Source organism: Paenibacillus sp. Negev47, from assembly GCF_058313655.1.
In genome coordinates, this window is sequence record NZ_CM177754.1 from 4384076 (window position 1) to 4399334 (window position 15259).

At 45.7% G+C, this 15259-nt stretch carries 12 protein-coding genes; 1 reads left to right on the forward strand and 11 read right to left on the reverse strand.

What is annotated here, in order from left to right:
• Nucleotides 1-78: 78 nt before the first annotated feature.
• Complete coding sequence (locus AC4G47_RS19650) at nt 79-1119, reverse strand: SepM family pheromone-processing serine protease (RefSeq protein WP_491102283.1); 1041 nt, start codon at nt 1117-1119, stop codon at nt 79-81.
• Nucleotides 1120-1442: 323 nt separating this feature from the next.
• On the opposite strand from AC4G47_RS19650, the gene AC4G47_RS19655 reads away from it, so the two are divergent.
• Entirely contained in the window at nt 1443-2780 is a 1338-nt protein-coding gene (locus tag AC4G47_RS19655; protein WP_491102284.1) for a nucleoside recognition domain-containing protein, read from the forward strand.
• Here AC4G47_RS19655 and coaD read toward each other — a convergent pair.
• The 10 genes from coaD to AC4G47_RS19705 form a co-directional block, all read right to left on the reverse strand.
• A complete protein-coding gene (coaD, locus tag AC4G47_RS19660; protein WP_458127213.1) occupies nt 2758-3264 on the reverse strand; it encodes a pantetheine-phosphate adenylyltransferase in 507 nt (168 codons plus the stop codon). The two genes, AC4G47_RS19655 and coaD, sit on opposite strands and share 23 nt — an antisense overlap.
• Nucleotide 3265: 1 nt before the next feature.
• Entirely contained in the window at nt 3266-3874 is a 609-nt protein-coding gene (gene rsmD / locus AC4G47_RS19665; protein ID WP_491102285.1) for a 16S rRNA (guanine(966)-N(2))-methyltransferase RsmD, read from the reverse strand.
• Between the two features lie 421 nt (nt 3875-4295).
• Nucleotides 4296-4568, reverse strand: coding sequence for a hypothetical protein (locus AC4G47_RS19670; RefSeq protein WP_491102286.1), 273 nt, complete (start codon nt 4566-4568; stop codon nt 4296-4298).
• Nucleotides 4569-4685: 117 nt separating this feature from the next.
• On the reverse strand, nt 4686-4991 hold the full coding sequence (locus AC4G47_RS19675; protein WP_458126343.1) for a hypothetical protein: 306 nt from the start codon (nt 4989-4991) through the stop codon (nt 4686-4688).
• Between the two features lie 155 nt (nt 4992-5146).
• On the reverse strand, nt 5147-8194 hold the full coding sequence (gene lacZ / locus AC4G47_RS19680) for a beta-galactosidase, LacZ type (RefSeq protein WP_491102287.1): 3048 nt from the start codon (nt 8192-8194) through the stop codon (nt 5147-5149).
• Nucleotides 8195-8357: 163 nt separating this feature from the next.
• On the reverse strand, nt 8358-9188 hold the full coding sequence (locus AC4G47_RS19685; RefSeq protein WP_458126341.1) for a carbohydrate ABC transporter permease: 831 nt from the start codon (nt 9186-9188) through the stop codon (nt 8358-8360).
• Nucleotides 9181-10071, reverse strand: a complete 891-nt coding sequence (locus AC4G47_RS19690; protein WP_062835980.1) for a carbohydrate ABC transporter permease — start codon at nt 10069-10071, stop codon at nt 9181-9183. Before AC4G47_RS19690 ends, AC4G47_RS19685 begins: the two co-directional genes overlap by 8 nt.
• A gap of 141 nt (nt 10072-10212) precedes the next feature.
• Complete coding sequence (locus tag AC4G47_RS19695) at nt 10213-11505, reverse strand: extracellular solute-binding protein (protein WP_491106745.1); 1293 nt, start codon at nt 11503-11505, stop codon at nt 10213-10215.
• Nucleotides 11506-11847: 342 nt separating this feature from the next.
• Entirely contained in the window at nt 11848-13617 is a 1770-nt protein-coding gene (locus tag AC4G47_RS19700; RefSeq protein WP_491102288.1) for a cache domain-containing sensor histidine kinase, read from the reverse strand.
• Nucleotides 13618-13635: 18 nt separating this feature from the next.
• The gene (locus AC4G47_RS19705; protein WP_491102289.1) at nt 13636-15183 is read right to left on the reverse strand and encodes a response regulator transcription factor; all 1548 of its coding nucleotides are present in this window, start codon (nt 15181-15183) and stop codon (nt 13636-13638) included.
• Between the last annotated feature and the right edge of the window lie 76 nt (nt 15184-15259).

Genomic DNA, 15259 nt, shown 5'->3' on the forward strand with positions numbered 1-15259 from the left:
TGCTGCGCGCCACTCAGGCATATCGCAACAAGGGGATTCTCTTATTAACATCCTTATTTCTCTATCTTTTGATACTCTTCATTCCTTCACAGACAATGTTTTCAGGTAAGCCAGCGCATCATCCACCGTGCTCACAGGCACAAGTTTCATTTTGGTGCCAATCTGTTCAGCCTTGGCTGCCGCTTCATTATAATTATCTTTCGGCACGAAGAAAATCTCCGCCTCTTTCCGGTCAGCGGCTACAATCTTGTGCACTACACCACCAATTGCACCCACCACACCATCCTTGGTAATGGTACCTGTACCCGCAATTCGATGACCCTTGGTCAGATCTCCAGGTGTTAACTGGTTATAGATCTCCAACGTAAACATCAACCCGGCAGATGGACCACCAACCTGCGTATCAGTGAAGGAAATCTGTTTTTCCGGATCTTCAGCTTTCACCTTCTGAACCGCACCAATCATTACGCCGAGTCCCGGGCGGGCTTCACCCGTCTTGCTGTCTTTTACTTGAATCAGTTTCACGTCCCGGCTAATAGTCTCTCCACCACGATCCAGTTGCATTTCGACCGTATCTCCGACCTTTTTATCTTTTAACTGGGCAGAAAGCACCGTATTATCCGGCGTAGCTGTTCCGTCCACTCCCAAAATAATATCTCCCGGAGCAACATCTCCTTCCGGTTTCGGATCTTCGGACAGTCCAAATACAAAGATATGTTCAGGTACAATGGAGTACGCCACATCAGCCTGCTCATAAGCAGCCTCCATTGCGGAGGATTGGGAGTCACTCATGAACCATACTTGTTCGGCGGAATATTCCGCTTCGCTTTTGCCGCGCAGCCGGTCTTCCTTTTTATCCACTTGAGCATTCCGATTGAACAGAGAGGTTCCTAGCAAAAACACATTGGCATAGGTTGCCGATACGGTCGTCATCATGAACACACCGCGTTCTTCCTGGTCTCCGCCTTTAACCGTTACCATGGGTTTTACTTCGTCTGCACTGCCTGGCATATATATGATATACGGCGTTGGCATGTACACGGCAACATAGACGACCAGAGCCACCACGATCACAAAGATCGAAGCTCTGAATCCGCCAGATTTCCGAATCCGATTCATCGCATGAGCCTCCGTTCTTTGTATCTCTATACATGATGAACCTGTATTCTACATTATTCCAGCGATCAAAATACCACCTTTTGAATACTTCCATTCTCCGGTTAAGTTTCACGCTCTTTGTAATGCAAATACTCAGCTCATCTGATTGAATAGTTTATTTCCAAGTCTAACACTCTGGTCCTTGTGCATACAATGGTACAGGCCGGATAGGCCGCTGTATACCATAGCCTGTCCGGTCAAGGCCGAACCGCCCTTTGGGCGCCATTCGGCCGTCCATAATGATTCAGATGCCGAACCGGCGTTATTTGATATGAGGTGAAACGATGACAATACAGAGCGAGGTTAGAGACTCTGGCCCGTTACGAACGATACTTCTAAGTACTGGCGCTTTAGCACTGGTCGTTGCAGTAGTTGCTTCTCCCAAAGAAGCGTTTGATGCCTCAATTCAAGGTCTGGACATATGGTGGAAAATCATCTTTCCTGCCATGCTCCCATTCCTCATGTTATCCCAAATGCTCACTGCGTTTGGCTTCACTCACGCGATAGGCGCCCTACTCGGACCGTTGATGCAACGCTGGTTCAGACTTCCAGGCAGCGCGGGGCTGGCTATTGCTGTTGGCATGTGCGGCGGATTCCCCGCAGGAGCGGATGCGGTATCCCGTTTATTTCAGGATAGACAAATTACCGCCAAGCAGGCGGTTGTCCTTGCAGCAGCAGCTCATTTTGCCAATCCGATGATGATCATCCTGGTCGTTGGTGCTGCTTTTCTTCACCAGCCTGCCGCCGGATATTTCCTCTTAGTGGTTCACTGGATCAGCGGCTGGATCGCTGCCATCCTTGCGGTACGTCTCCTGCCTGCACGGGGTAAACGTAAAAATCCAGATGGCTCAGCAGCCGTCCAGGCAGAAAGCAGCTCTCTTGGTTCTCACCCTGTAATTCCTGCAAGTTCCACCAGTCACTCATCGATCCCTCACCACACTATGTTGAAACGACGCAATAAATGGTCTGAGATGACGCTGGCAGCCAGGGAGGCTCATCGTCGTGATGGAAGAGGATTTGGCAAACTTCTGGGTGACACCGTATCCCAAGCTGTGCAGACTTTGATGATGACCGGAGGTTACATGATCGGTTTCGCCGTATTTATCCGACTACTCTCCCTTTATCTGACTCCCGGGTCTTCTGCTGCACTGTGGCCGGCCTTTTTGGAGATTCATTTGGGTACCTACCATTTGAGCCAAACTTCACTTACACCTGCCGTGCTGATGTCCCTGCTTGCAGCTGTTCTGGGATGGGGCGGTCTATGCTCCCATCTGCAAGTCTCTGCTGTCCTGAAGACAACTGCACCCGACAGCAAATCCATGTTGTACTTTGCCGGAGTTCGTCTGACTCATGGGATCATCGCCTTTTTGATCAGTCTGTTCCTCTGGATGCCGTTCAGCAAATACAGCACACAAGCCTGGACCACATTACAGACGAATGCAGGCCAGGACCTGTCAACACCATTCAGTTGGCTACTCATACATCATCCAGACAACATATATACAATGAACACCATATGGAGCGCTTTTCCTGCTGCATGCATGGTTCTAGTGTTACTTCTTGCAGTCATGATTAGTCTATCGGGTCTTACCTTCTGGTTTAACCGCCGGTTTTCTCGCTGATTTTCTGACGAAGCGCAACTTCCACTTCAGGTGATACAAGATCTGTTACATCTCCATGATAATGAGCGATTTCTTTCACGATGCTGGAACTTAGATACGAATATTTCGGATTCGTCATCATAAATATCGTTTCCGCATCCGGGTTCAACTTGCTGTTGGTCGATGCCAACTGCAACTCATATTCAAAATCAGTTACCGAGCGTATACCGCGGACGATGACCTGAGCTTCCTTTTGCCGGACGTAATTGGCCGTCAGATCGCGGAAACTGTCCACCTCGACATTCGGTAGATGACGGGTTACTTCTGTGATCAAATCCTTGCGTTCCTCCACCGTAAACAGCGGATTTTTGCTCATATTGTTCAACACAGCCACAATGACACGATCAAATTGCTTCGAGGCTCTAGCGATAATATCCAGATGCCCCATCGTTACGGGATCAAAACTCCCAGGATATACGGCGATCCGTTCCTGTCGATGTATCATTTCAGTCATGAGGAGCCTCCTCTTCCGGTGTAATGGATTCTCCATCTTCAACTGCTTCGGGCGCATAATAATAGATGGATACTGCCGTCTCCCCATACAAAGCCTTGCGCGTTTGTTCAAACGGGCCGAATTGCTCAGGGTAATCATGTTTGGATTCATATTCAAGCACAATGGTTGCTTCAGGTTCCAGAAGTTCCAGTTCGTGCATGGTCAGCATCAACTCGTGCCCATTCTTCATGCGATATGGCGGGTCGAGAAATACCAGATCGAACGTTATGCCTCGCTTGGCGAGTGCCTTCAATGCACGACCTGCATCATTACGGTATACAGCCGCTTGGTCTTCCAGCTTGGTCGCCTTCAGATTCATGCGGATGACTTCAATACTTTTCGATTCCAAATCAACAAAAACAGCCTTGTCCATGCCGCGGCTCAGCGCCTCAATACCGAGACCCCCACTGCCTGCAAACAGATCCAATGCTGTGCCGCCCTCAAAATAAGGACCAACCATGCTAAATAACGCTTCCTTCACCTTGTCGGTGGTCGGCCGCGTACCTGTGCCAGGGACAGCCTTCAGCGGTCTGCCTTTCGCACTCCCAGATACCACTCTCACTGACGAGTCACCTTTTCTCTATGTAAGTTTATTGATACGGCTATCGTACCACATTCGAGTTCGGTTTGAAAAATGCTCGGTCTTCATTTGCCTTGGAAAATTGTTGACGAATTGTTGACGCATATGTATAAAAAGAAAACAATCGGGCGATTCTATAATTATCGACATCACAAGTGTCGTAGACAACCGCGGAGAAGACTTACGTTTCCCCATAAGCTCTTCGTCCGGTTTCTCCTCTCCCATGAAAAAGAAGCTCTCGAAAGAGGGCTTCTTTTTGTTGTTTATGTTTTCAATTATTTTGTTAGATATATTTTTCTTCAAATTCACTTATTTCGGCTTCTTCTTCGGTCGGAACCATCCAATCTCTTTCTGCTTTATCAAAAACAGACTGCAACTCATCCGAAAGATTGGCAAGAGCATACTAATTCAGCTCTCGATGTTTCCGATTGGAAAGTCGCAAATTGATTAATGGAATGATAAGTAAAACAACCGGCAAGAGAACATTCATGGAACCTGTCTTAATCATCATGAAGGTAATAAACAGCACGGCGAGCCAGGTCATAATCTCCATCACTTCATATTTGGTTAACGTAAGCTTGAATGCTTTTCTCGAAATGGAACGAATTAAGAAATATCCGATCAGACTATAGAACAGGATCATTCCCAACATTGCAACCAGAATTATTAGGTACATATCCACCTTAACAATCTCACCCGACCCTTATGTCATTTCCTTAATTTTACCATATAAGCAATAGGGTGTCATTCCAAATTCCACACCAGCGCTTCTTCAAGACTGGCAATTTACGCTTTACTTCTCTTCAACAACAATCGTTGCATTATAGATCACAACACGTTTTCCATTGAGATCGAATAATACTTTATTCCCGTATTCCGTATCTTCAACGTCAATTTTGCCATCGTAGGTCTGAATCAATTCACCGGAATCACTGTACACTTTAACGACCCGCTCCAGGCCGCCCGAGTTATTGGATCTCATCGTTTTGAGTGCACGTTCACCCGAAGCCGTATTGAAATACCAAATGAAACATCCAACAATGATACCCAAGAAGACTAACACCGTCACCCATATACCTGTCTTTGCTTTTCTACTCATCTTGAACCCCCTCTTATGATTCTATCTCGTACATTACGAGACCAGAACGAGAACGGTTTCATACATGCAACCTAAGCTGTTCATTGACATAACAAAACAGAGGCCTCCGACAAGCGAAGACCTCTGTTCTTTAATCCAAATATGCTTTTAATTAATTACAGTGCACGAATGACGAATTCGAATGTCAGCTCGCCGTCCGAAGGGATCAGGTATTCCGGATGAACCGGAGCACCCCAGCTGTCATCACCGCCAACACCCATTTGTTTACCCGCTACAGTAACGACCGTATAGTGCACAGGAGGCAATTCGTACGCATGCTGTGCGTTCTCCAGCTCAAATGCCGTATATGGTGATACATTCAGCTCAACCGGAGCTGCAGAAGCTTCGATTTTGAAGCCGCGTCCTGCGTTGTCCGTCAATTTCGCCCAACGCACGCCCGTGCGGTTGCCAGACTCCTGTGGTACCAGATATGGCGCCATCGTATCCGCTACTTTGCTGCTGTGGATACCGAGACGTGCGCCGAATGCGCGGTCCGCATAGTTTTCTTCGGGTCCCATCGCCAACCATTCCACGTTTTCGAAGTCAGGTGATGTTCTGAAGGAAAGTGCATGAATTGGCAAGTTAGGCAATCCAGCTGTTCCTTTGTACGTATTATGCACATGAACACTTCCATCTGCATGAACGCTATATACCACTTTCACCTGTACATCTGCCGAAATGTTGAGTTTGTAGGTGAACTCGATCCGGTATTGGTCCGGTTTCTGTTCTGCTTTCCACTCCACACAACGTGGCATCAGGCTCGCTGCATACCAGGCACCCAGTTCGAAGCCCATCGCCATACCTTTGTCATTATCCGTCATTGCACGCCAGAAGAGCGGTGCAGGTGGTACGGCAATGGTCTCACGACCAGACAATTTAAGGGAAACCAATGTCCCGAACTGTTTGGAGAACAGCGCATGCGTCTTGCCAGCACGAACACCGATGTTAACGTCACCTTCAATAACCTGTACATCACTTACAAGGTTCAGGTCCGTCTCGGCTGTATCATTCACCTGATCCTGTGTGAAAATAAACTGTCCAAACGCCACTTCTTCGCCTTTGTCAGCCCACAGTGTAGCTTCTTTTAACACAAGTGCAGTGTTCACAGCATACTCGCCGCCTGCCAAAGAGGCTGCATTGAGCGGAAGCTTCACAACTGTCTCGCTTTGTGCATCTACGTTGACTTCCAATGTTCCACGTAGAACTTCATGTCCCTCACGATCCAGGCTGTAAACCAGTTCCAGCGCAGATGTATCTGCAAACAGATTACCGTTCACGATCTTAACACCTTCACGATCCGGGAACAGCTTGATGTTCTGGTACAGGAATTTGACCTCCTGCATTTTCGCAGTTACTTTACGATCAGCATGAACGATCCCGTTACCACAGAAGGAATAGTCTGATGGACGATCACCAAAATCTCCGCCATAAGCGAGGAACTCTTTGCCGTAACGATCTTTTTTGTAAATGGATTGGTCGATGTAATCCCAGATGAATCCACCTTGATACATCGGGTATTTGTCTTCCAACTCCGTATATTTGTGCATACCGCCAATGGAGTTACCCATGGCATGCATGTACTCACAGCTGATATAAGGCTTGGTCGGATTCGCATTCAGGAATTCCTCAATGTCCGCCGGTTTGGCATACATGCGAGTCTCCATATCACTTGTCTCATCGAAACGGCGATCATGGAATACACCTTCATAATGCACCAGACGTGTTGGATCAGCCGATTTGAAATATTGGGATACCTTGTAGATGACTTCACCACCATGTGATTCGTTACCACATGACCAGATCAGAATGGACGGATGGTTTTTGTCCCGTTCTACCATGGATACAGCGCGGTCCATAACGATATCATGCCATTCCGGTTTGTCACCTGGAATAACCCATGAAGGCTCAACGGCGCCAAGTTTCTGCCAAGATCCGTGTGTCTCCAGGTTCATTTCATCAATAACATACAGTCCATATTCATCACACAGCTCATACCAGAGACTTTGGTTTGGATAGTGTGACGTACGTACAGCATTCATATTATTCTGTTTGATCGTACGAACATCCCACAGCATGTCTTCCTTCGTAACCGCACGTCCACGACGCGGGTTGAACTCATGGCGATTCACACCTTTGAATACGATACGTTTACCGTTGATGTGCATTACTTTGTCAATCATTTCGAATGTACGGAAACCAACGGCTTGGGGAACAACCTCAACCAGTGCACCCGCAGCATCATATACACGAATATAGAGACGGTACAAGTATGGAATCTCTGCGCTCCACAGGTTCACTGTACCGATATCTTCACGAAGACTTACTTGTCCATCATTAACGTTGGATTCAAACGTTTTAACGGTATTGCCTTCACGATCACGAAGTTCAACCTCTACTCGCGCTCCTGCAACAGCTTTTCCTTCCAGCTTCAGATCCAGTTGCAATGTACCGTTGGTGTAAGACTTGTCCAGATCTGTGCGAACATGAACATCACGAACGTGTGCAGCCGGAACAGTGTACAGATATACATCTCTGAAAATGCCTGAGAAACGCCAGAAATCCTGATCTTCCAGCCAGCTTCCTGTGCTGCGTTGATACACCTCAACAGCGAGTTTGTTCTCTCCATCCTGAAGGAATGGCGTCAAGTCAAAGTCAGACGGCGTGAAGCTGTCCTCTCCATATCCTACAAATTGTCCGTTAAGCCATACGTAGAATGCAGACTCTACGCCCTGGAAAGAAATATATACCGGGTTCGACTCCCAACCTGTAGGCAGGTGGAATGTGCGAATGTAACTACCCACGGGATTTTTGTCCTGTGGCAGTGCCGGTGGACGAATGTCATTCAATCCATCCCAAGGATATTGTGTGTTGACATATTGAATCTGTCCGTATCCCTGAAGCTGGATGTGTCCAGGAACTTCAATATCATCCCAGCCTTCACTGGAGAAATCGGATGTATAGAAAAATTCAGAACGGCTGTCCGGACGAATGGCATAATTGAATTTCCAAGTACCATTCAGATCATAACGCATGGACATCGGACCTGAACTTACAGCCTCATCCATCGTTTGGTAATAACGGTGATCGGAATAGGCATGAAGACGGTTCACCTCAAATACACTTACGTCTCCCAACCAGTTGATATCTGCCTTTGTTGCTTTCATCGGCTCTCTCTCCCTTTAAAACGTTATAGTTTGACTTATTCAAGGTTGCATCTGGATTTCCTTTTTGCTTTACATAAACAAACAAAAAAGACAGAGGCACGCCATAACTGGCGTCCTCTCTTCTTTCCTGCACCGTTCATTTACACGGATTATGCTGTTTTCATTACTTCACGGATCCTACCATACCTGCAACAAAGTGTTTCTGCATGATGAAGAATACAATTGCTGTAGGCAGTGTTGCAATGACGATCGCTGTCATGATTACCCCGTAGTCCGGAGAATAACCAGCACCAAGATTTGAGATCAATAGCGGAATCGTTTGTTGGTCAGGCGTTTGCAATACAATGAGTGGCCACAGATAGTTGTTCCAGCTACTCATGAATGTAATGATTGCCGCCGCCGCATAGGTTGTTTTCATGGTTGGCATGTAGATCTTCAGGAAGATCCCCAGCTCACTCAGACCATCAATTCGTCCAGCTTCCAGCAAATCTTTCGGGAACATTTTGGTGTTCTGACGGAAGAAGAAGATCAGGAACGCTGTTGCAATGGTTGGCAAGATAACTGCTGCCATCGTGTTGATTCCGATAACCGGTGCAACTCCCGAGATTGTTGCAAACATGCGATACAGGGGTACCATAATCGCTGCAAACGGGATCATCATGGATAACAACAGGATATTAAACACGACATCACGGGACTTCGTGCGATATACCTCGAAGCCATAACCTGCCATGGAACCAATAAACAGTGCCAAGAGAGTGGAGATTACAGAGATAATCGCCGAGTTTCCGAGAGCCTGTACCAGATTCGTCGAATCAATCAGTTTGTTGAAGTTATCAATGAAGGCTGAACCGGGCAGCAGTCTACCCTTGGTTACATCTACTGATGCATTTGTTGAACTGACCAGCATCCAGAAGAAAGGGAAAATGGATACAAAGGCGACGATGGATAGGAACACATACGTGAAAATCCGTTTTGCTTTAGCTTTAGCCATTTTTATTATCACCTGCCACTTTAAACTGGATGATGGACAATACAATAATCAAGATTACGATGGAATATGACACTGTTGCTGCATAACCGAAGTCCGGTGAATACTTGAACGAAAGGTTGTAGATGTATTGTGAAATCGACATGGTCGCATTACCTGGACCACCTTTGGTAATATTCATGATCTCATCGAAGATTTGCAATGTACCAATCGTTGATGTGATGGACGTGAAGAGGATAATCGGTTTAAGCAAAGGTACTGTGATTTTGAAGAATTGTGTAAAAGCATTCGCTCCGTCAATTCTTGCAGCTTCATAGATCGATTGATCGATGTTTTGCAGAGATGACAGATAGAAAATCATGTTATATCCAGTCCAACGCCAAGTAACGGCGATTATGATCGTAATTTTAGCCCAGAACGGGTCTGTGATCCATTGAATTGGATCGCCAATAATGTGCAAGCCCATCAGGAATTGATTCACCATTCCATCTGGTGCGAACAAATATTTGAATACAACAGAGTACGCTACCAATGAAGTTACACAAGGCAAGAAAATCGCTGTACGGAAGAAGCTCCGGAAGCGTAGTGTGCTGTCATTCAGCAAAACGGAAATAAACAAACCGAGAATAATCATTACAGGCACTTGAATAATCAAGTAGATAAATGTATTCGATAATGCTGTACGGAACGTTGTATCCACTAACAATCTTTTGTAGTTAGAAAGGCCCGTAAATTCAAGATTGGCTCCTACACCAGACTTGAACGATAAGAGCAGCGCTTGGATCATCGGGTAGAAGTAAAATGCAACAATCCCGACAACAGCCAGCAAAACAAAAGCCCATCCAGTCAAATTATTTTTCTTTTGGAGACTGTCTCCTGTATTCATGGCTTTCACAGTATGGCTCCTCTCTCTCCATGGAACATGGGTAGAACCCACGGAGCCTCTCGCCATATCCGGTTCGACTTGCGTCGGACATGGGAGACGGCTCCGATGTTTCCTAGGGTTCTATAAGTTACCTTGGGTATCTTAGTTTAATTGTGCTTCAGCTTGTTTTTGTGCATCAGCCAGAACGTCATCGATTGATTTACCGTTCAGGAATGCTTGCATTTCTACAACCAGAATATCTTCAATGGCATATGTGTTGATACCATAGTTTACGCTTGGAATTTCTTTCGTCCAATTCGCAAAGTCTGTGAAGATTTTTTGTCCGCCGAAGTACTCGTCTGCTTTGGCATAAGCTTCGCCATCAACTGCCGGTTTGTACGTACCAATTGCGCCGATGTTGTTCAACAGATCTTGATACAATTGTTTGTCAGAACCAAATGTTTTTGCTACAAAATCAGCTGCTTGATCTGCACCAGGAACGTTGTTCATAACATACCAAGAGCTACCACCCAGGTTGGATGCGTGAACAGAGTTTGGTTGACCAGCCATTTTCGGCATTGGGGCTACAGCCCATTGGCCAGATTGGGAAGCTTCTTGACGTACAGATGGTGAGAACCAGTTACCTGTAGGAATTGTTGCTACGCTACCGTTATTGGCGTTGGCAACGAATTGACTCCAGTCAGAGTGCAATTTAACAATGTTGGCATCCATCATCGCTTTGTATGTGATGAAAGCTTCTTTCAGGGCAGCATTAGTAGCAATGTCAGGTGTTTTACCATCTTCTGCGGAATACCATTTACCTGCTGTTTGGATCATCATACGAATCAAACCAAGGTCATTCGGGTCAAGAGAAAGAAGCTCTTTACCTGTTTTAGCTTTTACGTCTTTACCAATTTGGATGTAGTCATCCCAAGTGATGTCTTGCAGGTCAGCTGCTTTGTAGCCAGCTTGCTCCAGCAGATCTGTTCTGTAGTACAAGCCAGCAACGCCGGAGTCAAATGGTACTCCATATTGTTTGCCATCAAACGCTGTTGGTCCGAGTTTGTAATCTGCAAAGTCGGAAGCCGTGACGTTGGAAGACAGATCTTTGAACGCATCTGGATATGCATTCAGGAAGCTTTGTGAACGATAGTCTTCAATAAGAACTACGTTTGGAAGACCGCTGGCAGTTCCGGAGTTAAGACCTGTGTTCAGTTTTTGAATAATATCAGCTTGAGCGTATTCAATGATGTTAATTTTCACATCAGGATTTGCTTTTTGATATGCTTCTTTTGCTGTTTCCATTGCAGCAACGTTAAAAGCTTTGTCCCAAGCCCAGACCGTAATTTCATTTGTTTTTTCGTCGCCACCACTAGCGGAATTACCTCCACCACCGGATGAACATGCAGACAACAGCAGTACTGTAACGAGCATCAATACCCACATTTTTTTCAAAACATTCAACTCCCCTTTAACCTCTTTGTGTGTAATTTGTTTGCGTTTTCTGAAAGCGGTTGCTTTCGATGTAATCATCTTATCATTCCCATATCGCCATTCGTTAGTAATAATTTTGTACGGATTTGTCATCTTATTGCCATAATGAAAACCTTTACAGAAACCGTTTGCATTAAATTTGTTTTTTTGTAATTTCTTTTGATTTTGTAATTTCTTGATCTTGAAATAGTACAAATATGTATTTTGAATTTTTCTCTGACACTTAAAAATCCCCCGTCTCTGTAGAAACACAGAAGCGAGGGATCTCAATTTCGGGTGTATTCAGTTGGATTGGGTTGCAACTCAACTCGTGATCAAAGGCAGTGTTACGGTCACTCTCGTCCCTTCACCGACGTTGCTCATAATCGTGACACCGTAAGGTGAACCATATAATAGCTCAATGCGGTCATGCACGTTGCGAATTCCGATGCCGCTGAATAGTTGACGATTGTTTTTCGGATTAGGCAATGTTTCTCCCATGACGAGTCCTTCAATTCCATCACCATTGTCCATGATCTCACAAATGAGCGATTCCCCCGCTCTGGAAACCATGACATGAATCGTGCCTGTCTCTTTTTTGATAAATCCATGGAAAAATGCGTTCTCGATAAACGGCTGTATAACCAGCTTCGGTACATGGTAATGTGTACAATCGGGAGCGACGTAGAATGCTGCTTTAATCCGGCCTCCATATCTGACGTGATTAATGAAGACATAATTTTTCAAATTCTCGACTTCTTGTTCAACCGTAACGGTCTGACTCACATCACTAATCGTATTCTGTAGCAATCCGATCAGCGCATTAATGGTCTCCGCTGCCCTGTCCTTGTTACCTTGTTGCACCAAAACTTTGACAGAAGCAAGTGTATTGTACAAGAAGTGAGGATTAATCTGACTCTGTAAAGCTGCAAGTTCTGCGTTACGTTGTTCATGCTGGGTCTGCACTAACTGATCCACATAATCATGCAGTTCATCAAGCATGTAATTGTAAGCATGGCCCAGCTGCCTGCTCTCGTAGCTTCCACTCACCGGAATATAGTTGTCCAGATCACTTTTCGTAATATTGGACATCTGCTTCACAAGTCTGCGCAGGGACTTGGTAATCTGGCTGGTGATGAGAAATACCAGAATAAGAGCCCCTACAACGATAGCTGCACAGATCAGGGCAACCGTCTTCATGTCGATGAGTTGACCCATCGCCAGATCCTTATCCACGACATTGACAATGTAAAACCGATAGAACGGTAAATACTCCGATAGAACAACGCTATCCTGATCCATCACACGAGCATTAATACTTCTCGGAGACGTTTTGTTCATTTCTCTGGCATAGGACAGCAAGTCCAGCTGAGTTGTCCCAATCCAGTCTTCACGATTCGAAGATACAATCTCACCTTTTTCGTTCATAATGACCACGTCATTGCCTCGACTTGTAAAGCTGGCATAGAACTGCCGGAACGCCTCTTCTCTCATAGTGACAAAAAGCGTACCGTATATTCGACTGCGGGCTCGATCCGTCAGTGCTTTCGTGGCAGAGATCATCTGCTGACTTCCGATCGTTGCATCGTTTTGGTAATCATCAAAGATAAGACGACTGGGCGTCTCAGCGGCTTCCACCGTGATCGGTTCCTGTTTCAATTCATCCACTGACATCTGAAGGTGAGCACGATTGGTGGAATAACTGCGCCCATTGATGCCGATAATCGTTATCCCTACTTCGTAGGATTCCGTTATGGATTGAATTCGGTCCATCGTTTCCCGCATATTATAGAAGGATTTGGCCATGGTGAGGGAATCTGCATCTCCTTCAGACAGGAATCCTCGAATCGCTCCACTCTGAGTCACATTATTGGATACGGCAGCAATGGCCTCGTTAAACGATTCAAAATTCGTTTTGATCTGATTAAGCACCTTCGAGTTCGTGATACTGAACGTCTCCGTGAACAGATTGGTTGACATGTGAATGGTCGTCCACAAGATGAGTACAGAGACGAGAACAATACTGACAACCATAACCAGAAACAACTTGGGAAATAATCCGAGACGAGATAATCTGTTCATCCATTTCTTCATGATCTTATCCTTCTGACTTTATGCCCAGAATTTGCGCCGGTATCGGCTTGGTGATAGTCCGGTGAATTTTTTGAACACTTTGCAAAAGTAACTATGATCGGAATAACCTACCATGCTGCTGATCTCCGAGATCGTTACATCATCGGACCGAAGCAATTCCTCGGCTTTTTCAATCCGAATTTTATTCAAGTATTCATTGAATCCTTCTTTTTTGTGAGATGAGAAATAGCTGGATAAGTACGATGGATTAAAATGAAAGTGCTTGGCTACTTCAGCAAGCCCGAGTGGCTGGTCAAAGTGCTCATGCATGTAATCCAGCAGCATCTTCATATTCGGATCACTTCGTTTTCCACCTGTACCAACGGTGCATTCCTGAACTTCCGTCATGAATTGATCAAGCACAGCCATGACTTCACTCAGACTTGAAGCCCCATCCACATTTTTAAAATACGTATATTTGCTCTCTTCAAGCCCGGCAGACTGAACATCCATATCCGCGAGGGTAATCGTTACATTGAAGATCAGGTTACCAAGAAAAGATTTGATCTCAAATACATCGGCAATATAATCGCGTCCAAGTGTTGTCGCATGGTCCTGCAAATACTCTCTTGCCGCTTCGACCCGGTTACGCTTCACGTGCTGCAAAAACATGTTCACATTGAACTGGTAACCTGCCGGATGCATCGGCGGAAGTTCACCATACACCAGAATTGGTCGTTCCTTATAATAGAAGCGATATTCCATTAGCTTGATCAAGCGTTCACGGTATACGATTCCCATCTTTTCAAATGAAGTAAAGCTGTCACTAAGGACCCAACCAGGGTTGCCCTGTCCTGCTGCATTTTCATTAGCCAGCTGTCTAATGCGTTCAACCATCCATTCATCTCTCGCAGGATCGACATTAAGAAGCATGATGGGAAGTGCGCCCTCTGCCGGAACCGTTGCACATTCCACTTCAGGCAGATCACTGCGGAGCCTGTTTTCGAGCTGTTCCTGATCCAGCTTCAGTGGATTCCCCTCAGCATTCATGGGTTTGTACACAAGCAAACGAAAGGATTCATGCGGAAAGGTGTCTCGAATCATCGGCATATCGCTATCTTCGTCCACAATAAATCCTGACAGCATCTTCTCCATCAGTTGTCCGAGTCTCCAGCCATCGTGCGAGGGCTCAAACTGTAACTCCGGAATTTTACCTGCTGTGCGTTGAAGGACCTGCAATAATTCATTCGTATCCAGCTTGGGTTTTAGGATGTAATCTGCTGCCCCGTGCTGAAGCGTCGAACGTACATACTCAAATTCACTGAAGCTGCTAAGTACAATCACTTCAATCTGTGGATTACTGGCTTTTAGTGTGCGGACAAAAGTCTCGCCATCCATAACAGGCATGACAATGTCGGTAATCACAATATCCGGTTTTAACAGGTCCACCTGCTGTAATCCTTCTTCACCGTTAGATGCTTCACCCACAATGATAAATCCTTCGGCTTCCCAGTTCATATGGTGCTTTATGCCCTGTCTTACCAGAAACTCATCGTCAACAATCAGCACCTTGCACAACCGGTTCATGATCGCGACCCCCTTGTCTAATCTTTCCTCTATATCTGTACAGGTTATACCATATATTATAGATCGGTTATAAACG